The sequence below is a fragment of the Streptomyces sp. V1I1 genome (genome assembly GCF_030817355.1).
GTDB lineage: Bacteria > Actinomycetota > Actinomycetes > Streptomycetales > Streptomycetaceae > Streptomyces.
Genome location: NZ_JAUSZH010000001.1, coordinates 1,337,583 through 1,363,339 on the forward strand (window position 1 = coordinate 1,337,583; position 25,757 = coordinate 1,363,339).

Genomic DNA, 25,757 nt, shown 5'->3' on the forward strand with positions numbered 1-25,757 from the left:
GCGGCCGCATGAACATCGGCGCGGTTCACAGGGTGCGCTCGTAACTCGCCCAGGCGATATGTGATTCGTGCAGGGTGACCGTGATGCCGGCCAGGCCGCGGGCGCCCTCGCCCAGAGCCCCTGCGTGCACCCGGTCGGCGAGACGGTCGGCGATGACCTTCGCCAGGAATTCCGTACTGGTATTGGTGCCCGCGAAGTCGGATTCGTCGTCGAGATTGCGGTAGTTCAACTCGCCGACCAAGGCGCCGAGTTCCCGGGTGGCCAGTCCGATGTCGACAACGATGTTGTCGGCGTCCAACTCGGCGCGGCGGAAGGTGGCGTCCACAAGGAACGTCGCTCCGTGCAGGCGCTGCGCGGGGCCGAAGACCTCTCCACGGAAGCTGTGAGCGATCATGAGGTGGTCGCGGACGGTGATGCTGAACAACGGATGACCCTCCAGGTGTGGCGGCACATCGGACCCTGTACTGGGACCCTGTAGTACGGCTGGCTTGTTCTCGTTGTTCAGGCCGGGTCAGCAGCGGTTTCGTAGAGAACACGGTGGCACAGCCCCGGGAGCTCCCCGGAGGTGAGCCTCGGCAGCACCTCCGGCAGTTCGTCGAAGGCGCACTCGCCGGTGATCAGCGCGTCGAAGGCGGGGTCGGCGAGCAGGTCGAGCGCGAGCGCGAGGCGGTCGGCGAAGGTCCGGCTGGAGCGCCGTGAGGGGGACACCATCCCCACCTGGCTGCTGCGCAGTACCAGGCGGCGGGAGTGGAAGGCCTCCCCCAGCGGCAGGCTGATCCGGCGATCGCCGTACCAGCTCAGCTCGACAACCGTCCCTTCCGGGGCAAGGAGTTCCAGTGAGCGCGCGAGCCCGTCCTCGGTGGCGCTGGCATGGACGACGAGATCGCAGTCGCCCGCGGCGTCCTCGGGGAGCGCGAAGTCGACGCCGAGCGCGCGGGCGATCCCGGCACGCATGGGATCCGCGTCGACGAGTTGCACGCGGACGGCGGGGTACCGGGCGAGGACGGCGGCGACGCAGGCGCCGACCATGCCGGCCCCGACCACCGCGATCCGGTCGCCGATCAGGGGCGCGGCGTCCCACACGGCGTTCACCGCGGTCTCCACCGTCCCGGCCAGCACGGCCCGGGCGGCGGGGACGGTGTCCGGCACGGGCGTCACGGCGCTCGCGGGGACGACGTAGCGGGTCTGGTGCGGGTAGAGGCAGAAGACCGTACGGCCGAGGAGGTGCTGTGGTCCTTCTTCGACCAGGCCGACGTTGAGATAGCCGTACTTGACCGGCCCGGGGAACTCGCCGTCCTGGAACGGCGCCCGCATCGCGGTGTGCTGGCTCTCCGGCACGCCACCGCGGAAGACGAGGGTCTCCGTTCCGCGGCTCACGCCGGAACAGAGGGTGCGCACCAGAACCTCGTCGGCGGCGGGCGTGGGCAAGGAGACGTTCCGTATCTCGCCGTGGCCGGGAGAGCGGAGCCAGAAGGCACGGGCGGCGCGCTTCATCTGCGTACTCCTGAACAATCGGCGCGCTTCATGTGCGTGCTCCTGAACATTCGGGCGACGTTTGACGTACTGATCTTTAACAAGCCGCGGCCACGGTACGCGGCACCATTGACTCTGTCACGCAGCCGGAGGGCGGCAAGGGTGGCCCTGAACAACACGTACGACAGGCGGCTGCTGCGCCAGGAGACAGCCGCTGGAGCGGGTGCGCAGCTACTTCTGCTGACCCTTCTCGGCACGGCGATCGGCCTGGGGCCCGCGGGGTGGCTGACAGGCCTGGCGTTCGCGCTCGTGACCTGGGCCGTGCTCACGCGCGCCGTGCACCGCTCGTGGCTCAGCTCCTTCGGGGCCGCCAACCGCGTCACCCTCGCGCGGGCGACACTCGTCGGGGGCGTGACCGCCCTGGTCGCGGACTCTTTCGAGAGTCCGCCGCCGGTCACGCTCCTGGTCGCGCTCACGACGGTGGCGCTGATCCTCGACGCGGTCGACGGCCAGGTCGCCCGCCGCACCGGGACTGCTTCCCCCCTGGGCGCGCGCTTCGACATGGAAGTCGATGCCTTCTTGATTCTGGTACTCAGCATTTATGTCGCCACGTCGATGGGCCCCTGGGTCCTGCTGATCGGCACGATGCGCTACGCCTTCGTCGCGGCGGCCCGGGTTCTGCCGTGGCTGAACGGCGCCCTGCCTCCGAGCACGGGCCGCAAGACGGTGGCGGCGCTGCAGGGGATCGTGCTTCTGGTGGTAGGCGCCGGAGTCGTCCCGCGCCTGCCGGCGTACGCGGCGGTCTTCTCGGCGCTGGCCCTGCTCATCTGGTCCTTCGGACGTGACATCAGGTGGCTGTGGGGCGTCAGGGACCGGCTTACCCACGGAAACTAGGCAACACTGCCTCCAACAGGTACCTTTCGCTCCCTGAGTTGCACAGTGCGGCGCGCCCCAACACGGGGAGGGGAGAGGCCCAATGCAAGGAAGCGGTCCTCCATTCTGTGCCGAACGGCCGCGCTCGGGGGGTCTGGCCGACTCTGTGTACGAGACTGCCGATCGCGATCCCTCCCTGGTGCAGCTCACCCGCCGGACGGGGACAGGGCCGGATGACTGGGAGCCGATCGGCGCGGAGCAGTTCCGCGACGAAGTCACGGCCGTGGCCAGGGGGTTCCTGGCCGGCGGCATCCGGTTCGGTGACCGGGTCGCGCTGATGTCCCGTACTCGCTACGAGTGGACGGTTCTGGCGTACGCCTTGTGGTCCGTCGGCGCCGAGATCGTTCCGGTCTACCCCACGTCGTCCATCGAGCAGGTGCGCTGGATCCTGAACGACGCCCAGGTCCGGGCCATCGTGGTCGAGAACGAGAACCATGCGATGACCGTGGCGGCGGCCTCCGACGCGGTGACCCGGCTGTCAGCGATCTGGCAAATGGACCTTGGCTGTGTGGCGGCCCTGATCGACCAGGGCCTCGGCGTGGACGATGACCTGATCCACCGTCACCGTGCCGCTGTTCTGCCGGACCAGATCGCCGCGATCTGCTACACCTCCGGCACCACCGGAACGCCCAAGGGCTGCCTCGTCACCCACGCCAATCTGGCCGCCGAATGCGACATCCTGATCGAAGGCTGGGGCGGGATCCTCGCCGAGCCGGGTGTGCAGCCGTCGATCCTCAACTTCCTGCCCGTCGCGCACATTTACGGGCTGATGGTCGTGGTCGCCTGTCTGCGGGGCGGCATCCGCCTCGGCCACCAGCCCGAGCTGACGCCCGAGACGCTGCTCCCCGCTCTGGCGTCCTTCCAGCCCACCTTTCTTTTCGCCGTGCCGTACATCTTCGAGAGGATCTTCCACCGGGCCCGCCGCGTGGCCGAGGACGCAGGACACCTCAGCCTCTTCGACAAGGCCGCGGCCGTCGCGGTGCGCTACGCCGAGGCCGTGGAGCGACGCTCCATCGGCTCGGGCCATGGCCCGAGCCCGTCCCTGAAGGTCCTGCACGCTGTGTACGACCGCCTGGTGTACAGCCAGTTGCGCGCCGTACTGGGCGGCCAGGTGCGCAACGCGGTGTCCGGCGGCTCGACGCTGCGAAGGGAGCTGGGACTGTTCTTCGCGGGGACGGGCGTCACCGTCTACGACGGGTACGGCCTCACCGAGACCGCGGGTGCGATCACGGCCCAGCCGCCGGGATTTGTCAGATTCGGCACGGTGGGCCGGCCGATTCCCGGCTGCGCGCTGCACATCGCGGATGACGGCGAGGTGTGGGTCCGCGGCGACACGGTCTTCGCCGGCTACCTCAACAACCCCAAGGCCACCGAGGCGGTGCTGCGCGACGGGTGGTTCGCCACCGGCGACACGGGCCATCTCGACGACGAGGGCTATCTCGTCATCACGGGGCGCAAGAAGGACGTCATCATCACCAGCGGCGGCAAGAGCGTGGCTCCGCTGCCCCTGGAAGAGCAGTTGCGCCACCATCCGCTGATCTCGCAGTGCCTGGTCGTGGGCGACGACCAGCCGTACATCGCGGCGCTCATCACGGTGGACCCGGAGGCGCTGGCGCACTGGCAGAGCCTCAAGGGGAAGCAGCCTGCGGACGTGTCGGCGATGACCGACGACGAGGATCTGCGGGCGCAGATCCAGCGGGCGGTCTCCCGGGCCAACACCCAGGTCTCGAGGGCCGAGTCCATCCGCGCGTTCCGCATCCTGCCAAGCGAGTTCAGCGTGACGGAGGGGCTGATGACGCCGACACTGAAACTGCGGCGCCGGGCGATCACGGGAGCGTACGCGGCGGACATCGATGCGCTGTACGCACTGAGGAGGCCCTACGCGCCGGGGACATGGCCCAGCACCTGAACTGTTTCGATCTGTTCTGGTCGCATGCCCTCACGGGAGACGACGCAACGGCCTCTCTGGAAGAGTCTGCGTTCAGGTCTACGCCTCAGCGTAACTAGAAATCTTCAGGCGTTGGGGCCATGAATCACTCGCCCGCAATGTGTCTCGTTTTTTGGCGGAAAGAGAAATCAAATCCCGCGTCCGGCGGCGCATCACGAGCATGCCCGCAGGTCTGCTCGGATTTCACAAGATACCGCGAAAGCCGGGGAGTTCACCCGCCCCCGCCTGCTGACGCCGCACCAAGGCCCCGTAAGCCACTGCACTTGTCAGCATCCAGCACACAAGTATTCGGCAAGCAAGCGGTGGGTCCGGACTGACCGAAATGCGACGCGGCACGGTAAGTGAATAGCGGAGGGACTCATTTCGGACTATCACGCGGGCACTTGCCAGACCTACGGTCGCTATTGCTCCGCACATTGACTGGCGAACTGCAGCAATGTGGTCCGAATCGACCATTGGGGGTACCACTCGTGCGCAGTCTCAGACAGGCACTACTACCGCTGGCCACTGCCGCAATGCTGGCATTGGTCGGGGCGGGTCCCGCCACGGCGGGACCCGCGCCCAGCGGGCCCGGATCCGCCGCCCCCGCCGGGGCCGTCCCGGCCGGGGCCACCACCGCCGGCGCCACTCCGCGGCTCGCCAACGGCACGCCGGTCGACTCGGCGTCCGCCGCCGCCGCGCTGGCCCGCTACTGGACACCGGAGCGGATGAAGAAGGCCATCCCGCTCGACCGGACAGCCGGGTCGCAGCGCGCCGCCCAGAGCAAGGCCGGACCCACCGGGAAGCCGGGATCAACCCCGCCCGCCCAGGGGCGGGTGGACACGGTCAGGCCGCTGGTCACCGAATCCGCCGCGGTGGGCAAGGTGTTCTTCACCAACCCCAGCAACGGACTCAATTACACCTGCTCGGCCAGTGCCATCAACAGTCCCTCCAAGCAGATGCTGATCACCGCCGGGCACTGCGTACACGGGGGCAGCGGCGGCACCTGGATGACAAACTGGACCTATGCGCCGCGCTTCCGCACCGGCGTCCGCCCCTTCGGCACCTACGCGGCCAAGCAGTTCCGCACCTTCAACGCCTGGATCAACAACAGTGACCTCGGCCGGGACGTGGCGATGGTGACCACCTGGCCGCTCAACGGCAACAAGATCGTCAACGTCACCGGCGGTCACGGACTGAGCTGGAACTTCTCGCGCACCCAGGCCATGACCGTGATGGGCTACCCGGGCAACCGCGACAACGGCCAGCTCCAGTGGGCCTGCCAGGGCACCACGCGAGCGGTCAGCGACGGCCGCATAGAACTCCAGTGTGACTTCGGCGGCGGATCGAGCGGCGGGCCGTGGCTGCGGGAGTTCAACGACTCCAACGGCCTGGGGTCCGTCAACGGGGCGATGAGCACGCTCGCCTCAGGCGGCTGGAACCGGAGCTCGTACTTCGATGACTCCGTCAAGGCGATGTTCGACGCCCAGGGCAGCGTCACCTGACAACCTGACAAGGAGCAGTCCAATGCGTCGCAGTAGCTTGAGCCGATGGGGAACCGCCGCCGTCCTGCTCGCCGCTGTCGTGGCTGTGGCCGCATGGCGTACGGCCGCGGCCGCCTCGGCCCCCAAGCCGCAGCCGGACTCAGGGACCACCAGCAGCGATGTGCGGCAGGGCCCCGACGAGGTGCGGGACTACTGGACGCCGGAACGGACGAAGGGGGCCCGGCCGGCCCCCATGCCGGAAGACAGCTGAGGACGGCAGGCCGGACAAGTCGGCCCCGGGCCGATGACGGGCGCGGGTGGTGCGGGCAACTCCCGTGCCCCCCGCGCCCGTTCGGCCTGGGAGGGATATGCGGCCCCGGACGGCGGCACCCGCACCAGCGGGCATGAAGGCCGCAGGCACTGAGCCCCGTCCCCCGAATCCCACAGCAGGCCATTTCGCCGTGCCGGGCTCCTGCCCGAGGCTGACATGTGCGTGAGTCAGGCGGGCATGCGCAGCACCGCCGCCCCGGTGATCCGGTCCGCCGCGAGGTCGTCCAGGGCGGTGTCCGCGTCCTTGAAGTCGTACGGGGTGACCATGGCCCGGAGCCGGTGGCCGGCCGCCGCGGCGAAGAAGTCCCGTCCGTCCTGGCGGGTGTTGGCGGTGACACTGCGCACGCTGCGTTCGCGGAAGAGATGCCGTTCGTATTGCAGCGGCGGGATGTCGGTGAGGTAGATGCCCGCGATGCTCAGTGTCCCGCCGCTGTCGAGTGCCTCCAGGGCTACGGGGACGAGGTCACCCACCGGGGCGAAGAGGATCGCCGCGTCGAGCGGTTCGGGCGGCCGGGCGTGAGCGTCACCGGCCGAGGCGGCGCCGAGTTCCAGGGCGAGTGCCTGGGCGGCCGGGGACCGGGTGAGGACATGGACGACGGCGCCCTCGGCGATGGCGAGCTGCGCGGTGATATGGGCGGAGGCTCCGAAGCCGTAGATGCCGAGCCGGCCGCCGGGAGGGAGGTCGGCCCGGCGCAGCGCCCGGTAGCCGATGATCCCAGCACACAGCAGCGGGGCCAGCTCTTCGTCGGAGTATCCGCCGGGCAGCTCGTACGCGTACGTCGCGGGCACGGTGGCGTACTGGGCATAGCCGCCGTGCGCGTCCCAACCGGTGTAGACGGACGAGGGGCACAGGTTCTCCTGTCCTCGGGCGCAGTACCGGCACACTCCGCACGTCCGGCGCAGCCAAGGAATTCCCACCCGGGTACCGACTCTCGGCACGGTGACCCCGGCGCCGACCGCGACGACTTCGCCGACGGCCTCGTGGCCGGGCACGACCCTCTCGCGATGCGGCGGCAGATCGCCGTCGCGGACATGGAGATCCGTGCGGCACACCCCGCATACGTGCACCCGGACCAGAACTTCGTCAGCCTCGGGTACCGGGACGGGCAGCTCGACGGGCTCGATCGCTCCGCTGCGGGCGGCATCGGCCACCCATGCCCGCATCGTCGTAGGAATTCCGCCCACCCGGGGCACCTCCCTCCACACCATCAGACCGCGGAGGGGCCGATCCGTCGAGGCGCGCCTGCACGGCGGCTGCGCCGGCCGCGATACAAACGCAACGCGGAGGCACGGCGAATCCTGGGCAGAGAAGGAGTGGCCGCGTCATGTGACGCGATTTCTCCTTGGGGGCGGCGTGCCCGGCCAATAGCTTCCTATTGCCAGCACAACGTTGACCGAAAGGGGGAAATATGAAAGCGAAAATATTGAAATCAGTTCGCACGCATACGGTGGCGATCGCTGCGGCTGCGGCGACAGCCGCGGTCCTTGCGGCCCCTGGCAGCGCCCAGGCGAGCGAGTCCGCCCCGGTCGTGAGCAAGGCCGATCTCGCCCGTGCCGCGGTGAGCTGTCCCAGCGGGTACGTGTGCTTCTGGACGGGCTCGAACTTCACGGGCTCCAAGTGCCAGTGGGATGTCGCCGACCCCGACTGGCAGGGCGGATCCATCCGCTGTTCGTGGTCGGCCACGAGCAATGTGAAGTCGGTGTTCAACGCCGGCACCTCCAGCGCGACCGGCGTGGCCTACTACGGCGGCGCCAACTACGTTGACCGCAAGGGCTGTACCCGCCAGCAGCACGGCGGCAACCTCGCCGGTACGTACAAAGTCCGTTCCCACCGCTGGATCTCCGGTTCCTGCGGCTGAGTCCCCGCACGAGCCTGTAGCACCGCTGAACAGAACCTCGGGCTCAAGCTGACCTACGAACCCCGAAAACAGCCTGTGCGGGCCGAGGCTCGCCTCGACCCGCACAAGTTGGGTTGTGATCTGTGTCCGAGGGGGGACTTGAACCCCCACGCCCGATAAAGGGCACTAGCACCTCAAGCTAGCGCGTCTGCCATTCCGCCACCCGGACTAGGTGACCGCCCCGGTTTCCCGCGGCGACATGCACAACAATACCAGGGGATCGAGGTGCCCCTCACCTGCATATCCGGTGGTCAGTGGGGTGCAGCCGCCCCGATCGGGGTGCACGGTCCACGTCGCACCGGTGCCGGTGCAGCGTGTATCCACACACAAACACACAGTGACGATACCTTCAGCTGTGTGAGTGATCGCAGGTATCGACGGCCCCGTGCGCTCTCCCCTCTGCGCGAGCATTTGCGGGACACCTTCTGGTTCGCGCCCACCCTGGCGCTCTTCCTCGTGTGCGTGCTGTGGGGCGGGGCGGACGCGCTCGACACCGCGATCTTGGAGGGGCTTCAGAAGGCCGGGGAGTACAGCACCGTCCGGTCTCTCATCGGGGTCGCCGAGGACGCCAAGACCATCGTCACCACTGTCAGCGCGGCGATGATGACCTTCATCGGTGTGGTCTTCAGCATCTCGCTGGTGGCCGTCCAGATGGCCGCCGGGAACTTCAGTCCCCGCATCGTACGAATCTTCATCCGGAGCCGGATCAGCAAGCTCACCTTCTCCGTCTTCCTGGCGACATTTCTGCTGTCGTTGCTGGTTCTGACGTCGTACGACAGCGAGACCAATCCGCGGCAGGTGGCCTCGGTCCCGCTCGTGCAGAGCGCTATGACCCTCCTCATGGTGGGGCTCAGCCTGCTGCTGTTCATCGCGTATGTGACGCAGACGCTGCAGCTGATGAAGGTGGGGCCCGTGGCGGCGCGGGTGACCAAGGAGTCGTTCCATGTGCTGGCGAAGATGCCGGTGCAGGGGGCTGACGACACACCCCTGCCTCCCGAGGTCGCTCGCGTGCGTCATCAGGGGCGGTCCGGGACGCTGCGCGATGTGCATGCCGCCCGGCTGATGCGGGTCGCGCGGCGCAAGGGGGTCGTACTGCGGCTGATTCCGCGGATCGGGGACTTCGTGGTGCCGGGCATGCCCGTCCTCGCCGTGCACGGGGAGCCCGACCGGGTGCCGTCGCGGTGGGCTTTGCAGTCCGCGGTGTCGGTAGGGGTGGAGCGTACGTTTCACCAGGACCTCGGGTTCGGGCTGCGCCAGCTGTCCGACATCGCACTGCGGGCGCTGTCACCGGCTGTGAACGACCCGACCACTGCCGTGCAGTGCCTGGACCGGATCGTGCAGTTTCTCGCGGCGCTCGCCGCACGCCCGCTGGGGGGCCGTGCACCACCGGGACGGCAAGGGCGACGTGCGGCTGATCCAGGACGTGCCCGAGTGGGGGGATCTCGTCGATCTCGGGTTCGCCGAGATCCGCGGGTTCGCCCCGGGGAACCCGCAGGTTTCCCGGCGCATGCTCGCCGGGATCGACGATCTGCTGGGGCTCGTACCGCCGGAGCGCCGCGAGCCGCTCGAGCGGCATCGGGCGCTGCTGGTGCAGGCCGTGGAGAGGGCCCTGCCCGAGGCGGCCGAGCGCGCTTTCGCACTGGAACCCGACCGCCAGGGCATCGGATAGGCGCAGTTACGCGTTGAGCTGGTACTCCGGGAAGTTGCCGGGCAGCCGCTCCCCCGCCGGTCCTTCCGTCACCGCGCGGACCAGCAGTTCGCCGCCGACGAAGGCGCCCCGCCAGGACGCGCCGAAGCCGCCGAAGAGTTCGTCGCGGTCACCGCGGGAGCGGGGCTTTCCGTGGCCGGTCTTGAAGGCCCGGATCTGGGGGGCCAGCCGCTCGTACGTCTCGGGTTCGTCCGTCGAGAGGGTCGCGACGAGCGCGCCGTTGGAGGCATTCATCGCGGCGAGCAGCTCCGCCTCCGTGTCGACCAGGACGATCGTGTCGACTGGGCCGAACGGTTCCGCGTGGTGGAGGGGGGAACTCGGCGGCGGGTTGAGGAGGGTGACGGGCGGGAGGTAGGCGGAGGTGTCCTGGCCGGGAAGGAAATGGCCTTCGGCCAGCGCGCCCCGGTGGAGCGGGACCGCGCCGCGGTCGATCGCCTCGGCCACATGATCCCCCAGCTCCTTGGCCTTCGCCGCGTTGATCAGCGGGCCGAAGTCGAGGGTGGGCAGGGGGTCGGTCGGGTTCTCGACGGCCAGGGGGTGGCCCGTACGGATGGAGCGTACGGCGGGGAGGTAGGCCGCCAGGAAGTCGGCGAACAGCTCGCGCTGCACCACGAACCGCGGGTAGGCCGTGCACCGTTGCTTTCCGTAGTCGAAGAGCTTGGGGATCACGGCGGTGAGCGAGTCCCAGTCGCTGTAGTTCCAAAGGCCCCAGGTGTTCAGGCCCTCCTGCTCCAGGATGTGGCGCTTGCCGAGGTCGGCGACCGCGGTGGCGATACGGGCACCGGTGTCGCGGCCGCCGACGAAGGAGACGCAGCCGATCTCCGGGGAGCGGACGAGTGCCTCGGAGAGTTCGCCGCCGCTGCCGCTGACCAGGGTGATCGGGATGCCCTCGCGGGCGGCGAGGGCACTGGCCAGGGTGAGGCAGGCGACGCCGCCGTCGGTCGGGGTCTTGGCGATCACCGCGTTGCCTGCCAGGGCCTGCACCAGCATCGCGTGCACCAGGACGGACATCGGGTAGTTCCAACTGGCGATGTTGGAGACCGGGCCGTCCAGCGGGGAGCGGTCGGTGAGCATGGGCTCGATGCCCTCGACGTACCAGCGCACTCCGTCGATCGCACGGTCGACGTCGGCCTGGGCGAGCCGCCAGGGCTTGCCGATCTCCCAGACGAGGAGGAGGGCAAGCAGCTCCCGGTGTTCGGTGAGGGCATCGAGGGCGGCGCCGACGCGGGCGCGGCGCTCGGGCAGCGGGATGTGCCGCCAGGCACGGTGCTGGTCGAGCGAGGCGCGTACGGCCTGCTGCGCGGTGGCCGCGTCCAGACGGGGCGGTCCCGCGATGGGGCTGAGGTCGACGGGGCTGGTGGCGGGCAGGGCGCGGCCGTCGGGGTGCCACTGCGCGGCCCAGAGGTTGAGTACGCGGTCGTCCCGGAAGGCCTCGGGTGCCACGGCGATACAGCGCTGCCAGGCGTCGGACCAGGCGGTGCCCGGCTTGAGGGTGAGGTTGGGGGTGAGGGTGGGTGCCATGAGGTGGTCTCCGCTCGTCAGGGGCGGGAGGGTCAAGCCGTGTGATGGGTGGGCTTCGGCCCGGAGTCATGGGCCGTGAGTCATGAGCGCTTGGTGGCTGTGAGTGTCATGAGCCCTTGGTCTCGGGCCGTACACCGCGGGCCATGCCTTGTGAGCATGCCCGCCGAAGGGTGGGCGGCCGGCTCGCACACGCCGGTCGCCCCCATAGATGGTCGGTGTCAGCCGTGTGCCTCCGCAAGACGAGCCAGTACCAGCCTGGATGTCTCGGTCGGCGTCGCTCCGACGCGTACACCTGCCGCTTCGAGGGCCTGTTTCTTGGCGTCCGCGGTTCCCGATGAGCCGGAGACGATGGCGCCTGCGTGGCCCATCGTCTTGCCCTCCGGAGCGGTGAAGCCTGCGATGTATCCGATGACAGGCTTGGTGATGTGGTCGGCGATGTACGCCGCGGCGCGCTCCTCGGCGTCACCTCCGATCTCCCCGATGAGCACTATGAGTTCGGTGTCCGGGTCCATCTCGAAGGCGGCGAGGCAGTCGATGTGAGTAGTGCCGACGACCGGGTCGCCGCCTATGCCGACCGCGGACGAGAACCCTAGCTCCCGTAGCTCGTACATGAGTTGATAGGTGAGCGTGCCGGACTTGGACACGAGTCCTAGGCGGCCCGGCTTGGCGGCGATGTCGGCGGGGATGATGCCGGCGTTGGCCTGTCCCGGACTGATGAGACCGGGGCAATTGGGGCCGATGACGCGGGTGCCCCGCGTCGCAGCGTATGCCTGGAAGATCACGGCGTCATGAACGGGAATGCCCTCTGTGATGACGACGGCGAGACCGATGCCGGCGTCCGCGGCTTCGATCACCGCGGCCTTGGCGAACGGCGGCGGCACGAAGACGACGGTGACGTCGGCACCGGTGACGTCGACGGCCTCGCGCACCGTGCCGAAGACGGACCATGGTGCTGTTCCCATGGATCGGCATGATGGGCATCAGTTCCTCGGAGTACGCGTTCACCTCCGCCGAGGAGACGCTGCACGAGGCGCATCTATGGAGCAGCGGGCACATCTTCTGGCTGATGGGCGTCTGGGTCTTCTTCCAGGCGGCTGTCGCCTTCCCGGCGGGGCAGCTGAGGGAGAGCGGGAGACTTCCCGCCCGCAGCGCGATGATGCTGGGTGCGGTCGGGACCGTACTGGGCTATCTGTCCCTGGCCTATGCGCCGCATGTGTTCGTGGCCTATCTCGGCTTCGGCATGTTCAGCGGCATCGGCGCCGGTCTCGTCTACGCGACATGCGTGAACATGGTCGGCAAGTGGTACCCGGAGCGTAAGGGCGGCAAGACGGGCATGGTCAACGGCGGTTTCGCCTATGGCTCGGTGCCGTTCGTGTTCCTCTTCACGCAGTACATGGATCTGACGAACTACAAGGGTGTGCTGGTCTTCGTCGGCGTGGTTTGCTGCTTGGCCGTGGCGGCGGCGGGCTGGTTCTTCAGGGACCCGCCGAAGAACTGGTGGCCCGCGGAGGTCGATCCGCTCAAGACGTCCGACGACCCGCGAATCGTGCGGGCGCTGGCGAAGAACCCGCCGGCGGTGAGGCAGTACACGCCCCGGGAAGCGGCCAGGACTCCGGTGCTGTGGATGATGTGGTTCTGTCTGCTGTGCACTGCGGGCATCAATATCTTCGGCATCGCCATGCAGGTGCCGTTCGGGAAGGAGATGGGCTTCGCGGGCGGCATCGTGGCGACAGCCATGTCGCTGAAGGCGATTGTGAACGGCACGGGCCGAGGCGTGATCGGCTGGATCTCGGACCGTTATGGGCGGCGGAACACGCTGATCATCGTGTGTGTGGTGCTGGGCAGCGCGCAGTTCGGCGTGTTCTTCTCCGGGGACATGGGCTCGATGCCGTTCTTCCTGTTCTGCTCGATGGTTTCCGGCTTCGGCGGCGGCGCGATCTTCCCGCTGTTCGCGGCGATGACCGCGGACTACTTCGGGGAGAACAACAATGCCTCCAACTACGGCATGGTGTACAGCTCCAAGCTGATATCGGGCCTGGTCGGGTCGGGTGTGGGCGCGGTCGCGGTGAGCGCGTGGGGCTATGGCGGGGCGTTCGCGCTGGCGGGTTCGATCGGGCTGGGGTCGGCGGTGCTCGCGGTGTTCCTACGGGCTCCGGGGCGGCCGTCGGTACGGAAGATCGTGCCGAATCCGAATCCCATCGGCAGGGAAATGGCGTGATCAGGGAACTGGCGTGACAGCAGCCTGACATGGTGGCAGCCCCGGGCGTTCGGCCCGGGGCTGCCACCATGTTTCAGGGGGGCTGCTAGCAGCCCTCACGCAGCGAGTGGAGGTGCTCGCTGGACTTGCGGGCGAAGGCGAACGACTCGACGGGGTTGTCGTGTTCGGCCTGCCAGTGATGGTCGCGACGGCCGCCGTGAGTCTTGTTCACCGCCGAGATGAAGCGCTTGTAGTCGATGTCCCCGTCCCCGACGTCGACCATGCGGTAGCCGTCGCGGGCGGACGCGTCATGTTCGCCGTCCTTGACGTGGAAGAGCGGGTAGCGGTGGGGCTGCCCCAGGACATAGCGCAGCGGGTCGAACGGGGCGGGGGTGCCGTCGACGCGCCTGGAGAAGCGGAACTGGCCGGCGTACGCCCAGTAGATGTCCATCTCCAGGAAGACCAGGTCGGGGTCGGTCTCGGCGAGCAGGACGTCATAGAGGCGGACGTCGGGCCTGTCGGTGGCGAAGGAGAACTCCTCGGCATGGTTGTGCTGGTAGAACTTCATGCCGCGCTTCCTGGCGGCTGCTCCATAGGTGTTGAACTCCTCGGCGGCCCGCTTCCAGCCGTCCACCGTGGAGCCGTAGCGGAAGGGTCCGGACGCGGTGCCGATGTGCTTGAGGCCGAGCGCCTGGGCGTCGTCGAGGACCTTGTCGAGGTTCTGGGCGAAGGTGTAGGCGTTCGGGTCGCTGGAGTAGTAGCCGACGTGGCTGCCGATGGCACGCAGTCCATGGTCGCGGGTCAGCTGCCTGAGCTGGGCGAGGGTGATGGCGCCCGCGGAGCCCTGGGTGTAGCCGGCGTACTCGACCTCGTCGTATCCGTAGCGCTCCAGCTCGGCGAAGACCTTGGCGAAGCCGAGGGTGGAGACCTTGTCTCGCAGCGAGTAAAGCTGGATGCCTAGGCGGCCGGGGGGAAGGACGGGGCGGCCGCGGCCCTTGGTCTGGGCGGCCTCCGCGGGGGCGGCGGAGGCGGGAGCGGCCGCGCCCAGGAGCGCGGCGGCCGTGGCACCGGCTGCGACACCGAGCATGCCGCGTCTGCTGAGCCTGTGGGTGAGTTCGGGGTCGCTGTTCTTGCTCGTGCGGCTCATGTGGATAACTCCTCGTTGTCAGTGGCGTCTGGTTCAGTGGAGACCGGCGAGTTGAAGCAGCAGGGACTTCACATCGGTGGCCGCGACGCGGTCGCTTACAGCGCGGGGGGTGGAGCACAGGATGAGCGGCCCGTTCTCCCAGTCGTCGCTCGCGGGGAGGCGGCCATGGCTGCCGCGAATAGGTGAGGGGTCGAGGGGCACGACCGCGAGGCGGTAGCGCATGCCGAGCTTCTTGCGGGCGATCGCCTTGGCCGCCTTGACGCGTACGTACGGATCGAGGGGATCCATGAAGAGCTCGACGGGGTCGTAGCCGGGCTTGCGGTGGATCTCGACGAGCTGGGCGAAGTCGGGAGCCCGGGCGTCGTCGAGCCAGTAGTAGTACGTGAACCAGGCGTCGGGTTCGGCGACGGCGACGAGTTCGCCGGAGCGCGGGTGGTCGAGGCCGTGGCTCTTCTTGCCCTCGTCGTCGAGAAGCTGCTCGATGCCGGGAAGGTCCGCCAGCGCTTCGCGGGTGGCTTCGAGATCCTCCGGTCGGCGTACATAGACATGGGCGAGCTGGTGGTCGGCGACGGCGAAGGCGCGGGACGCCATCGGGTCGAGGTACTCCATGCCGTCCTGGGTGTGCACCTCCAGGAGGCCGGCCCGGCGCAGGGCACGGTTGATGTCGACGGGGCGGCTGACGCGGGTGATGCCGTACTCGGAGAGGGCGACGACCGTGCGGCCCTCCTGCTGTGCGTCGTCGAGCAGCGGGGCCATGGCGGCGTCGAGCTCGGCGGCCGCCCGGTAGGAGCGGGGGTCGTCGGGGCCGTAGCGCTGTAGGTCGTAGTCGAGATGCGGGAGGTAGCACAGGGTCAGGTCGGGGTGGCGGGTGCTCATGATGTGGCGGGTCGCGTCGATGATCCACTGGCTGGAGACGATGTCCGCGCCCGGGCCCCAGAAGTGGAACAGGGGGAAGGTGCCGAATTTCTCGGTGAGTTCGTCGTGCAGGGCGGGGGGCCGGGTGTAGCAGTCGGGTTCCTTGCGGCCGTCGGCGTAGTAGACGGGACGAGGGGTGACAGTGATGTCCGTGTCCGCGCCCATGGCGTACCACCAGCAGATGTTGGCGACGGTGTAGCCGGGATGGGCGCGGCGGGCGGCGTCCCAGATCTTGTCGCCGGAGACGAGGCCGTTGTGCTGGCGCCACAGCAGGACGTCGCCGAGCTCGCGGAAGTACCAGCCGTTGGCGACGATGCCGTGCTCGGCGGGCAGCGCGCCGGTGAGGAAGGTGGACTGGGCGGTGCAGGTCACGGCGGGCAGCACGGTGGACAAGGGGGCCTGGGAGCCCGACCGGGCCAGGGACTTGAGGTGCGGCATGTGGTCGAGAAGCTGAGGGGTGAGGCCGACGACGTCCAGGACCAGCAGCGGGGTGGGCGTGGGGTGCGTGGCGTCGGTCATGGCAGCTCCTTGAGGCCGAGGTCGACCAGCAGGTCGCGGGCGAGGGTGAGTTCGGCGGCGATGCCGTCGGCGAGCTGCGTGCGGTTGCGGGGGCGCAGCTCGGGCGGCAGGGCCTGCCAGGTGTAGGTCTCGACCTCGAGGTGGCGGGTCTGGGGGGTGGGTCCGCCGACGAGCTGGGTCAGCGTCTCCTGGAGTACGGGGAGGGTGGAGGCGAGCGGCGGGTCGGGCGGGGAGTGAAGGGGGACGTGGAAGTGGGCGCGCCAGGGGGCGCCGTCGGGCAGCGCGTCGCCGGCGAGGGCTTCGCCGAGGTCGTCGGTTCCGCGCAGTCCCGCGGCGGATGGGGTCTCCCCTGCTCGGAGAGCTCGGGGAAGGGCGCGGGTCTGGTGGAGGAAGCGGGGCTCGGCGAAGGCGGCGAGTGCGGCCCGTACCTCGGGGAGGTGGGGTTCTTCGGCGTGGAGTGCGGCGGACAGCTGCGCTTTGGGGATGGTGACGCCCGCCGCTGCGAGGGCGGCGAGGGCGGTGTGCGGGTCTTCGAAGGAGGTGGCGAGATGGCAGGTGTCGATGCAGATGCCTATGCGGTTTCCGGCAGTTGCCGTGGCAACGTCGGTGAGCGGGGCGATCGCGTCGGCGGTGGTCTCGACGGTGCAGCCGGGCTCGGGTTCGAGTGCGATCCGGATCGACTTGCCGGTGAGTTCCTCGAGGGCGTCGAGGCGCTCGGCGAGAGTGGTCAGCGCGGCGTGGGCGGTGGCGGCCGCGTCCGGGTCGCTGTCGAAGGGGGTGCGCCAGGCCAGCGGGAGGGTGGAGATGGTGCCCTCGGTGGCGTCGTCGGGCAGGAGGGCGGCGAGCAGGCGGGCCAGGTCCGTGGTGTGGGCGAGGCGTTCGGGGTCGGCCCAGTCCGGCTTGTAGACGCGGTACTTGACCTCTTCGGCGCCGAATCCCTCATAGGGGAAGCCGTTGAGGGTGACGACCTCCAGCCCGCGGCGGTCGAGTTCGGCGCGCAGGCCGCGCAGCGCCGCCGGGTCGGTGATCAGCGCGTGGGCGGCGTCCTTGGCGAGCCAGAGGCCGATGCCGAGGCGGTCGCGGCCGAGTCGTTTGCGTACCGGCTCGCAGTGGTCGCGCAGCTGGGCGAGGACGCCGTCGAGTGTCTCCGCGGGGTGGACGTTGGTGCAGTAGGAGAGGTGGACGGTGGTGCCGTCGGGGTGGCGGAAGCGCATACGTCTGCCTCCTCATTCCCCGCCGCGGAGGATGGAGTTGCCCTCGTGCAGGGACTCCGGTTCGGCGATGTCGAGCTGGAGGCGGCCGCTGAGGCCGTAGAAGGCGACGGGGTTGCGCCACAGGACCAGGTCGACGTCGTCCTCGGTGAATCCGGCGGCGAGCATCGCGTCAGCGACCTTGCGGGTCTTGAGGGGGTCGCTTTTTCCCCAGTCCGCGGCCGAGTTGACCAGTACCTTCTCGGTTCCGTAGGTCTTCAGGATCGCGACCATGCGGTCCTCGTCCATCTTGGTGTCGGGGTAGATGGAGAAGCCGAGCCAGCAGCCGCTGTCAGTGGCGTGCTTTACGGTCGTCTCATTGAGGTGGTCGAGCAGGACGCGTTCCGTGGGGAGGGCGGATTCGCGGATGACGTCGACGGTGCGGTGCAGGCCGGCCAGCTTGTCGCGGTGCGGGGTGTGGACGAGGGCGGGCAGGCCGTGTTCGGCGGCGAGCTGGAGCTGGGCGGCGAGCGCGGTGTCCTCGGCGGGGGTCATCGAGTCGTAGCCGATCTCGCCGACGGCGACGACGGAGTCCTTTTCGAGATAGAGGGGCAGGGCAGCGAGGACGGGTGTGCAGCGGGGGTCGTTCGCCTCTTTGGGGTTGAGGGCGATCGTGCAGTGGTGAGCGATGCCGTACTGCGCGGCGCGGAAGGGCTCCCAGCCGAGCAGCGCGTCGAAGTAGTCGAAGAAGCTGGCGGGCGAGGTGCGGGGCTGGCCGAGCCAGAAGGACGGTTCGACCAGGGCGCGGATGCCCGCGGCGTACATCGCCTGATAGTCGTCGGTGGTGCGGGAGGTCATGTGGATGTGGGGGTCGAAGATGCGCATCAGGACTCCTCGGACTGCTCGCCGGTCAGGGTCAGCACGCGATTGAGATCTGGGGGGACGTCGCGGCCGGCGGCGGTGCGCTCGGCGGCGTAGTCGGCGAGCATCCTGGCCAGCTCGCTGTCGCCCGCGGCGCGGCTGCGCAGTCCGGCGACGGCATCGACGGGCACACCGGTGAACAGACACTTGAGGACGGCGTGCCGCCAGGAGTGCGGATCGAGATGGGCTGCGGCGTACGGTCCGACGGCCGCGGCGACGAGCCGGATGTCGTTGGTGCGCAGGGCGTCCTCGACGAGGGGCAGGGCTTCGGGGCTCTCGACGAGGGGGTGCAGGGCGAGGAGCACGGCACGGCGTTCGGCGGCGGTGCCCTGGTGGTAGAGGCGGGTGAGGGTGGCGCTGTCGGCGCGGGCCTCGGCGAGGAGCAGGGTGCGTACGGCGTCGGCGGCGTGGTCCCGGCCGCAGTGGCGGCCCGCGGCGGCGAACCGGAGCTCCCAGGCGGGTGCGGCGTACGGAGACGGGGCGGCCCGGGGTGCGTTGCCGGCGGCGTGCGCGGCCTCGGCGAGGGCCTCGTCGAGCCAGGCGCGGGCGGCGTCGGGGAGCTGTGCGTCGAGTTCTTTGCGGGGCGGCGTCACCATGCCGGTGCTCCCTTCAGCGTCGTCTGCGAGCGGAGGAACTCGATGGAGGCACGGGCGAGTTCGGGGCCCGCGTGTGAGTGGCGGGGCAGTTCCACGACGGTCAGCCCCTGGTAGCCGGTGGCGGCGAGGGCTTCGAGTACGGGCCGGAAGTCGATCTCCCCGTCCCCGAACGGGAGGTGCTCATGGACGCCGCGGCACATGTCCTCGATCTGGACATGGCGCAGCCAGGGTGCGGCGTCGCGTACGCATTCGGCGGGCGGCGCCGGTTCCAGGCACTGGCAGTGGCCGATGTCGAGGGTGAGCCCGAGGGGTTCGGGGTCGCCGAGGACGGCGCGGAGGTGGTGGAAGTCGGCGAGGGTGGCGAGGAGGTGGCCGGGCTCGGGCTCGATGGCAAGAGGGACGCGGGCGTCGGCGGCGGCGTCCAGGACGGGGGTGAGTGACTCTTCGAGCCGCTTCCAGGCGGTGTCCGGGGCGGTGTCCGCGGGGGTGATGCCACTGAAGCAGTGCACGGCGTGGGCGCCGAGGTCGGCGGCGACCTGGACAGCCGTGGTCAGCAGGGCGGTGCGGGCGGCGCGGCCGTCGGGGTCCGGATCGAGGAGGGAGGGGCTGTGCTTGCGGCGGGGGTCGAGGACGTAGCGCGCGCCGGTCTCGATGGTGACGTCGAGGTTCAACTCGAGGAGCCGCTCGGCCACTTGGCGGGTGCGGGCTGGGAGGCCGGGGGCGAGCGGGTCGAGGTGCATATGGTCGAGGGTCAGTCCGACACCGTCGTAACCGAGGTCGGCGAGGAGGGCGAGGGCGTCGGTGAGGCGGAGGTCGGTGAGGCCGTTGGTGCCGTAGCCGAGGCGCAGGGGGGCGGCGGGGCTCATGTCGGGCTCACCTTCCGTGCGAGCTTGCGGGCGAGCGGGACGAGTCCCATCACCGCGAGGGCGGTGGCGTCGGCGCCCGCGCGGGCGGCGAGGGCGGCCTGGAGCGGGATCATGGCCCGGATGCCGCCGCCGACAGCGCGCTGCGTGAGCGGCGGGGAGGGGTTGAGGGCGGCGTGGAGGAGGGGGGTGGCGGCGGTACGGATGTAGGTGGCGGCGAGGAGACGGGCGGGGGTGAGCGCGAGTGCGCGTGCGGATCCGGGTGCGGATCCGGGTGCGGATCCGGGTGCGGGTGCGGCTGCGGTTGCTCCGGGGGGCCGTTGGGGGCTCTCCCCTGCCCCGTCCCTTCCCGAAGCCCGCCGCTCGCGGGCCGCGAGTGCGCCGAGCCCGAGGGTCGCTGCGAGGGCGGCGAGCGGTGCGATGGTCGAGCCACCCTGCGCCTCGCGTCGCGAGACGGTGGTGACGGCGTAGGTGTGCGCCGCGAGCACGGCGGCGGACGGCAACGCGACAAGTACTGCCCCGCTCACGCCCGCGCCGCCCGCCGGCTCCGACAAGGGCCCGCGCCCCAGGCTCCCGCGCAGGTGCGCCGTGCCCGTTGCCACCGCCCCCAGGACCAGGTCAAGACCCCTCGCCGTAGCCATCGCCGCTGGGCCACCGGGCGTGTGTTTGAAGTGGAGGTCGTACGACCAGACCGTCGCTGACAACGCTGTCGCGACTGCCAGTGCCGGGCGGCCCGCGCGGGACGCGAGGGCCAGGCCCGCCGCCGTCAGCGCGCCGGCCGCCGTGAGCGCGGCCGCCGGGGTGATGCGGCCCGACGGGATCGGGCGGTGCGGGCGGTCCACCGCGTCCTCCTCGCGATCCGCCCAGTCGTTGAGGGCCATGCCCGCCTCGTACAGGCACAGGGATGCGCCCACCGCGAGCGCCGTGCCGCGGTTGGGGCGGGTGCCCAGGGTGGCCGCACCCGCCAGCGCGTCGCCCGGGACCGTGAAGAGCGCCGAGACGCGCAGCAGTTCCGCCCAGGCCCGAAGCACCCCGCCACCGTCCCCGCCGACGGACAAGGTCCGTCGCAGTGGCTCGAAGCCGGGAAGGCGCCCCAGCGCCGAGCCGCGCGAGAGGCACATCGAAAAGGGTGCGCGCGGCAGTTCCGCCCAGGCCCGTAGGGTCACTTGGCCTCCCTCAGCCGGCCGGCGAACGACAGCAGTTGCCCGAACTGTTCCGAGAGCCCCGCCGGGCCGCAGTCCGGGTCCTTGAAGTAGAAGCCGAGGTCGGGCAGCGGTCCCGACAGGCCCACCTCGTGGGCCCTGGACACCAGTCGTGCCAGGTCCAGGACCAGCGGCGCCGCGAGCGCCGAGTCGCAGCCCTGCCAGATGGTCTGCAGGATCATCCGCGAACCGAGGAAGCCCTCGAACGCGATGTGGTCCCACGCGGTCTTCCAGTCGCCCAGCGCCGGTACGTCGTCGATGTGGACCTCGCCCTCCGGGGTGTGGCCCAGCGTGTCGGCGAGGACGCGTTCCTTGCCGGCGTTCTTCGCGGCCGCCGCGGCCGGGTCGGCCAGCGCCGCTCCGTCCCCGCCCCCCAGCAGGTTGGTGCCCGACCACGCCCGTACGGACAGGGCGCGTTGCACGAACATCGGGGCGAGTACGGAACGGAGCAGCGTCTGGCCTGTTTTGCCGTCGCGGCCCGCGTGGGGAAGTCCACTTGCCGCGGCGGCGTCTTTGAGGGCCGCGGTGCGCAGCCCGGTGGAGGGGGTGAAGTTGACGAAGGGGCAGCCGACCCGCAGTGCCGCGGCCCCATACAGGGAACTGGGCGGCAGCCGTACGGCGTCCGGCGCGGGCTGCGGCTCGGTGGAGGAGACATTGACGACGACCACCCGGGCAAGACCGTGTCGTTCCCGGAAGTCGACCAGGTCCGCGGCGAAGGCGGCGATGAGTTCCTCGTCGGTGCGCATGTCGCCGGACTGCGGCCCACCGGGGCGTATCTCACTGTCCGCGGCGCTCAGTTCACCGCGGACCGCCGCCGCCAGACCGTGCGGAAGCACCCCGGCCGCGGTGAGTTCCTCGGCCCGCTTGGGCAGCGGACAGTGCGCGGTGTCGTGACCGCCGAAGACCAGCGAGGACAGGGCAGGGAGCCCGGATTCGGCAAACGGTGCCGTCTCGGTGACCATGCCGGTCGGCGGATACAGCCCGGCGGTGACCGCCGCGCACCCCGCGACAGCCGTGGTGGCCACGGAGCCGCGGGCTCCGACGAACCAGACCCCGGTGCGTACATTCCCATTCGTCACGGGCTGCCTCCCTGCCATTTCGGTGTGGTGGAGGACGGCGGGCGGGGGGTACGGCGCCACCCCGCCCGCCGTCGTCTGACGGGCGCGCCTAGGAGGGCAGCTCCCTGAGTTGGATGTTCCGGAAGGACACCTGGTCGTCGGCACCGTGGTTCTGGATGCCGATGTGGCCGTTCTTCAGGCTGCGTACCGGGTCGGTGTTGGTGAAGTCGTTGATCTTCACGCCGTTGAGGAAGACCTGGAGCCGTTCACCCTGCACCCGGATTTCGTAGCTGTTCCACTGGCCCGGGGGCCGCAGGACGCGGTCGCGGGCCTCGATGTCGGCCGACTTGAAGCCGTAGACGGCGCCGGTGGTGCGGTCGGCCGCATCCGTCGCGTCGATCTGCACCTCATAGCCGTTGTTCACCGCCGACCAGGGGTCGTCGGAGGCCGGGAAGCCCACGAAGACACCGGAGTTGTCGTCGCCCGCCAGCCTCCAGTCGAGCTTCAGCGAGTACGACTTCAGCTCCTTGGCCTGGTACCAGAGCATGCCCATGCCGCCCTCGGTGCGCAGTTCGCCGTCGACGACGTTGAACTTTCCGGGCCCGGCCTGCTTCCAGCCGTCCAGAGTCTTGCCGTTGAAGATCGGCCGGTATCCGGTCTGCGGCTTGCAGTCGGCCTTGACCTGGCCCGATGCGTAGCGCAGGCCGCCCAGCAGATGCTGGCGGAAGGCCGGCTCGGCGTACGACTCCTTGGTGTGGCCACCGCCGGTGTAGAAGGCGCGGCCGCCCTCGTAGGTCTGGCACCAGGCGATCGGGTGGTCGCCCTTCATGGTGCCGCCCTGATAGGTGGTTTCGTCCAGGGTCGCCAGCACCCGGGCCTTGCCACGCGGGTTGGTGCGGTAGTTGTACCACTCGTCGGTGCGCTCCCAGGCGTCGTCCAGGTGCGTGGTCGACGGGTGGGTGTGGTCCTCGACCCGCACGGTGGCGGGCTGGATCTGCGGGTGGGAGGCGAAGTACGCGCCGACGAGCCCGCCGTAGAACTTCCAGTCGTACTCAGTGTCGGCCGCGGCGTGCACGCCCATGTAGCCGCCGCCGGTGGCGACGTAGTTCTCGAACGCCTTCTGCTGCTCGGCGCCCAGGACGTCACCGGTGGTGGACAGGAAGACGACGGCGTCGTAGCGGGCGAGGTTGCTGGTGGTGAACTGGGCTGCCTCCTCGGTGGCGTCGACCGTGATGTTGCTGGTCCTGCCGAGTTCCTTCAGTGCGGCGATGCCTGCCGGGATGGAGTCGTGGCGGAAGCCGGCGGTCTTGGAGAAGACAAGAACCCTCTTGGCGGTGCGGTCGACGGGCGTGTTGGAGAGCTCGAAGTCGTCCACGTCGTAGAGCGCTCCGTCGCCACCCTTGAAGACCAGGAACAGTTCGGTGGTGCGCTTCGGCACCGCCCGCAGCGGTACGTCGACCTCCTGGAAGGTGTCCCAGCTGCCGGTGACGGGCACCGGTGCCGAACCGAGGATCTGGCCGTCCGCCGATCCGGTGCGCACCTCGAGGAAGCCGCCGACGCCACCGGAGGAGATACGGGCGGTGAGCTTGGTGGACCCGGTCAGGTTGTAGGGCTTGAAGGAGATCCAGTCGTTGTTGTGGATGTCGCCGACCGTCTTGCCTCCGTGGGCGCTGCCCTTGTTCTGGAGCGTGACTCCCGAGGAGTTGTTGTAGTGCTCGGCCTGCCGGTGGCGCGGCTGGAGCTGCGCCTGGTCGTGGCTGGTGAGCGCGGCCTGGCCGCCGCCCCCGCCGTCGGTGTACTCGGCGTCGAAGACCCCGAAGATATTGGCGTTCGGGTCGTGGCCGCCGTCGGCCGAGGTCTTGATGGTGCCGGTGCAGCCGTTGGCCGAGGTGACGGGGTGGCCGTGGCTGTCATGGCCGAGGATGTACGTCACCTTCACCTTGGCGCAGTCGATCGTCCCGTCCTCCGGGTCGGTGACCTTCACCTTGAAGGGGATCTCGTCGCCGAAGCTGAACAGCGCTCCCTCTGCCGGGAGTTCGAGGGTCACCTTGGGGGCGGTGTTGCCGACGACGACATGGACGCTGGCGGAGCCGGTGCGGCCGCTGGGGTCCTTGGCGGTGACGGTCGCCGTGTAGGTGCCGTTCTTCTTGTACGTGTACGTGGGGTTGGCCTCGGTGGACTTGCCGCCGTCGCCGAAGTCCCAGGCGTAGGTCAAGGCGTCTCCGTCGCCGTCGGTGGTGCCTGCCGAGGAGAACGCGACCCGCAGTGGGGCCTTGCCGGAGGTCTTGTTCGCGGCTGCCTCGGCGACCGGGGAGCGTCCGCCTGTGGCGTTCTCGATGCGGTAGAGGCCGGAGTTCTCGTCGCCGCCGAACCAGGCGGTGCCGTAGTCGAGTACGTAGAGTGCGCCGTCGGGGCCGAAGGCCATGTCCATGATCTGGGTGCCGGTCCACGGGACGGGGTTGATGGACTGGACCGCGCCGTCGGCGCCCTGCTCGATCCGCTTGATCCAGCGGCGGCCGAACTCACCGGCGAAGAAGTCTCCGTCGTACGCCTCCGGGAACTTCACCGGGGACGTGGAGGCCGCGTCGTAGCGGTATACGGGTCCGCCCATCGGGGACTCTGAGCCGGTGCCGAACTCGGGCACGGAGCCGCCGTCGTAGGGGATCCAGGCCTGCTGCGCCGGCGGCAGGTCGACCAGGCCGGTGTTGTACGGCGATTCGTTCTTGGGGGCCGCGCAGTCGAAGGTGGCTCCGGACGTCTTGGTCGCGAAGTCGTAGTCGACGTAGGCGTTGTTGTTTCCGGTGCAGAAGGGCCAGCCGAAGTTGCCGGGCTTGGTGACTCTGGCGAACTCGACCTGGCCGCCCGGGCCGCGCTTGGGGTCGGCCGTGCCCGCGTCGGGGCCGTAGTCGCCGACGTAGACGATCCCGGTCTTCTTGTCGACGCTGAACCGGAAGGGGTTGCGGAAGCCCATGGCGTAGATCTCGGGCCGGGTCTTGGCGGTCCCGGGCGCGAAGAGGTTGCCGTCGGGGATGGAGAAGCTCGCGTCGTCGTTGACCTTGATCCGCAGGATCTTGCCGCGCAGGTCGTTGGTGTTGCCCGAGGTGCGGCGGGCGTCGTACGCGGGGTTGCGGCCCGGCCGGTCGTCGATCGGGGTGTATCCGTCGGAGGCGAAGGGGTTGGAGTCGTCGCCGGTAGACAGATAAAGGTTGCCCTGTGCGTCGAAGTCGATGTCGCCGCCGACGTGGCAGCAGATGCCGCGGGTCGCCGGGATGTCGATGATCTTCTTCTCGCTGGCGTTGTCGAGGGTGCCGTCGGCCTTGAGCACGAAGCGCGAGAGCCGGTTGACGCCGTCGAACTTCGCGAAGTCCTCGGCGGTGCCGTCGTTCGGGGCGTCGCCCGCGGGGGTGCTCAGCGGGGGCGCGTAGTACAGGTAGATGAAGCGGTTCTCGCCGAACCTGGGGTCGAGGCCGATGCCTTGGAGGCCTTCCTCGTCATGCGAGTAGACGGGGATGGTGCCCACCACACGGGTGTTGCCCGCGCTGTCGGTCATCCGCAGCTCGCCGTTGCGTGAGGTGTGCAGCACGCTGCGGTCGGGCAGTACGGCCAGGGACATCGGTTCGCCGGTCTCCTCACCGCCTTTGGCGAGGGTGACCTGCTGGAATTCCTCGGCGGCCGCGGCCGGCCCGGGGTCGTCGGCGGCCGCGATCTGCGGCGCGGTGAGGGCGAGCGAGGTCGCGGCGAGAAGACTGCCGGTGAGGAGTGCGAGTGCCTTGCGGGCTCTGAGCCTTTTCCTGTGCACGAATGTCCTCCGGGATGGGCCGGTCGAACGGGCGGGGCGGTGTTCTGCCCTCAATCGCCGGTCGGGCTGGGGTGGA

At 69.7% G+C, this 25,757-nt stretch carries 20 protein-coding genes, 1 tRNA gene and 1 pseudogene; 7 read left to right on the plus strand and 15 right to left on the minus strand.

The genetic code is table 11. From position 1 onward, the window contains the following. Positions 1-25: 25 nt before the first annotated feature. Both QFZ67_RS06570 and QFZ67_RS06575 read right to left on the minus strand, forming a co-directional pair. On the minus strand, positions 26-424 hold the full coding sequence (locus tag QFZ67_RS06570; protein WP_307660148.1) for a 6-carboxytetrahydropterin synthase: 399 nt from the start codon (positions 422-424) through the stop codon (positions 26-28). 77 nt (positions 425-501) lie between these two features. Further along, positions 502-1,494, minus strand: coding sequence for a zinc-binding alcohol dehydrogenase (locus QFZ67_RS06575; RefSeq protein ID WP_307660149.1), 993 nt, complete (start codon positions 1,492-1,494; stop codon positions 502-504). A 141-nt stretch (positions 1,495-1,635) separates the two neighbouring features. On the opposite strand from QFZ67_RS06575, the gene QFZ67_RS06580 reads away from it, so the two are divergent. The 4 genes from QFZ67_RS06580 (at position 1,636) to QFZ67_RS06595 (ending at position 6,088) form a co-directional block, all read left to right on the plus strand. Next, positions 1,636-2,367: a CDP-alcohol phosphatidyltransferase family protein gene (locus QFZ67_RS06580; RefSeq protein ID WP_307660150.1), complete on the plus strand. Its 732-nt coding sequence runs from the start codon at positions 1,636-1,638 to the stop codon at positions 2,365-2,367. 82 nt (positions 2,368-2,449) lie between these two features. Beyond that, positions 2,450-4,315, plus strand: a complete 1,866-nt coding sequence (locus tag QFZ67_RS06585; protein ID WP_307660151.1) for a long-chain fatty acid--CoA ligase — start codon at positions 2,450-2,452, stop codon at positions 4,313-4,315. Between the two features lie 554 nt (positions 4,316-4,869). Next, positions 4,870-5,838 carry a serine protease gene (locus tag QFZ67_RS06590; protein ID WP_307660152.1) on the plus strand — a complete coding sequence of 323 codons (969 nt, stop codon included), beginning with the start codon at positions 4,870-4,872 and terminating at the stop codon, positions 5,836-5,838. Positions 5,839-5,860: 22 nt separating this feature from the next. Next, complete coding sequence (locus QFZ67_RS06595; RefSeq protein ID WP_307660153.1) at positions 5,861-6,088, plus strand: hypothetical protein; 228 nt, start codon at positions 5,861-5,863, stop codon at positions 6,086-6,088. Between the two features lie 227 nt (positions 6,089-6,315). On the opposite strand, the gene QFZ67_RS06600 is transcribed toward QFZ67_RS06595, so the two are convergent. Continuing rightward, positions 6,316-7,311, minus strand: coding sequence for a zinc-binding alcohol dehydrogenase family protein (locus QFZ67_RS06600; RefSeq protein ID WP_307665748.1), 996 nt, complete (start codon positions 7,309-7,311; stop codon positions 6,316-6,318). Between the two features lie 284 nt (positions 7,312-7,595). Between QFZ67_RS06600 and QFZ67_RS06605 the strand changes: the two genes are divergently transcribed. Next, positions 7,596-8,006, plus strand: a complete 411-nt coding sequence (locus QFZ67_RS06605) for a peptidase inhibitor family I36 protein (RefSeq protein WP_307660154.1) — start codon at positions 7,596-7,598, stop codon at positions 8,004-8,006. A 123-nt stretch (positions 8,007-8,129) separates the two neighbouring features. On the opposite strand, the gene QFZ67_RS06610 is transcribed toward QFZ67_RS06605, so the two are convergent. Continuing rightward, positions 8,130-8,214: transfer RNA gene (locus tag QFZ67_RS06610), tRNA-Leu, on the minus strand. Between the two features lie 188 nt (positions 8,215-8,402). Between QFZ67_RS06610 and QFZ67_RS06615 the strand changes: the two are divergent. Beyond that, positions 8,403-9,714 (plus strand): annotated as a pseudogene (locus QFZ67_RS06615) (DUF2254 domain-containing protein). Positions 9,715-9,720: 6 nt separating this feature from the next. Here the strand turns inward: QFZ67_RS06615 and QFZ67_RS06620 are convergent. Together QFZ67_RS06620 and sucD are read right to left on the minus strand one after the other, a co-directional pair. After that, complete coding sequence (locus QFZ67_RS06620) at positions 9,721-11,274, minus strand: aldehyde dehydrogenase family protein (RefSeq protein ID WP_307660155.1); 1,554 nt, start codon at positions 11,272-11,274, stop codon at positions 9,721-9,723. 218 nt (positions 11,275-11,492) lie between these two features. Beyond that, on the minus strand, positions 11,493-12,236 hold the full coding sequence (gene sucD / locus QFZ67_RS06625) for a succinate--CoA ligase subunit alpha (protein ID WP_307660156.1): 744 nt from the start codon (positions 12,234-12,236) through the stop codon (positions 11,493-11,495). Here sucD and QFZ67_RS06630 point away from each other — a divergent pair. After that, entirely contained in the window at positions 12,221-13,492 is a 1,272-nt protein-coding gene (locus QFZ67_RS06630) for an OFA family MFS transporter (protein ID WP_307660157.1), read from the plus strand. The genes sucD and QFZ67_RS06630 overlap by 16 nt on opposite strands. Positions 13,493-13,577: 85 nt before the next feature. On the opposite strand, the gene QFZ67_RS06635 is transcribed toward QFZ67_RS06630, so the two are convergent. The 9 genes from QFZ67_RS06635 to QFZ67_RS06675 all read right to left on the minus strand — a co-directional run bounded on the left by QFZ67_RS06635 (position 13,578) and on the right by QFZ67_RS06675 (position 25,681). After that, entirely contained in the window at positions 13,578-14,618 is a 1,041-nt protein-coding gene (locus QFZ67_RS06635) for a sugar phosphate isomerase/epimerase (RefSeq protein WP_307660158.1), read from the minus strand. Between the two features lie 33 nt (positions 14,619-14,651). Continuing rightward, positions 14,652-16,052, minus strand: coding sequence for a nucleotide pyrophosphatase/phosphodiesterase family protein (locus QFZ67_RS06640; RefSeq protein WP_307660159.1), 1,401 nt, complete (start codon positions 16,050-16,052; stop codon positions 14,652-14,654). After that, entirely contained in the window at positions 16,049-17,266 is a 1,218-nt protein-coding gene (gene eboE, locus QFZ67_RS06645; RefSeq protein ID WP_307660160.1) for a metabolite traffic protein EboE, read from the minus strand. The genes QFZ67_RS06640 and eboE overlap by 4 nt, the downstream gene beginning before the upstream one ends. 12 nt (positions 17,267-17,278) lie before the next feature. Next, positions 17,279-18,127, minus strand: a complete 849-nt coding sequence (locus QFZ67_RS06650; RefSeq protein WP_307660161.1) for a TatD family hydrolase — start codon at positions 18,125-18,127, stop codon at positions 17,279-17,281. Further along, the gene (locus QFZ67_RS06655) at positions 18,127-18,759 is read right to left on the minus strand and encodes an EboA domain-containing protein (RefSeq protein ID WP_373429957.1); all 633 of its coding nucleotides are present in this window, start codon (positions 18,757-18,759) and stop codon (positions 18,127-18,129) included. The genes QFZ67_RS06650 and QFZ67_RS06655 overlap by 1 nt, the downstream gene beginning before the upstream one ends. Next, positions 18,753-19,625, minus strand: coding sequence for a sugar phosphate isomerase/epimerase (locus tag QFZ67_RS06660; protein WP_307660162.1), 873 nt, complete (start codon positions 19,623-19,625; stop codon positions 18,753-18,755). The genes QFZ67_RS06655 and QFZ67_RS06660 overlap by 7 nt, the downstream gene beginning before the upstream one ends. Next, entirely contained in the window at positions 19,622-20,743 is a 1,122-nt protein-coding gene (locus tag QFZ67_RS06665; protein ID WP_373430210.1) for an SCO3242 family prenyltransferase, read from the minus strand. Before QFZ67_RS06665 ends, QFZ67_RS06660 begins: the two co-directional genes overlap by 4 nt. A 41-nt stretch (positions 20,744-20,784) precedes the next feature. Beyond that, positions 20,785-21,921 (minus strand): inositol-3-phosphate synthase, encoded by a 1,137-nt coding sequence (locus tag QFZ67_RS06670; protein WP_373429958.1) that lies wholly within the window; start codon positions 21,919-21,921, stop codon positions 20,785-20,787. 70 nt (positions 21,922-21,991) lie between these two features. Beyond that, on the minus strand, positions 21,992-25,681 hold the full coding sequence (locus QFZ67_RS06675; protein WP_307660165.1) for a ThuA domain-containing protein: 3,690 nt from the start codon (positions 25,679-25,681) through the stop codon (positions 21,992-21,994). Between the last annotated feature and the right edge of the window lie 76 nt (positions 25,682-25,757).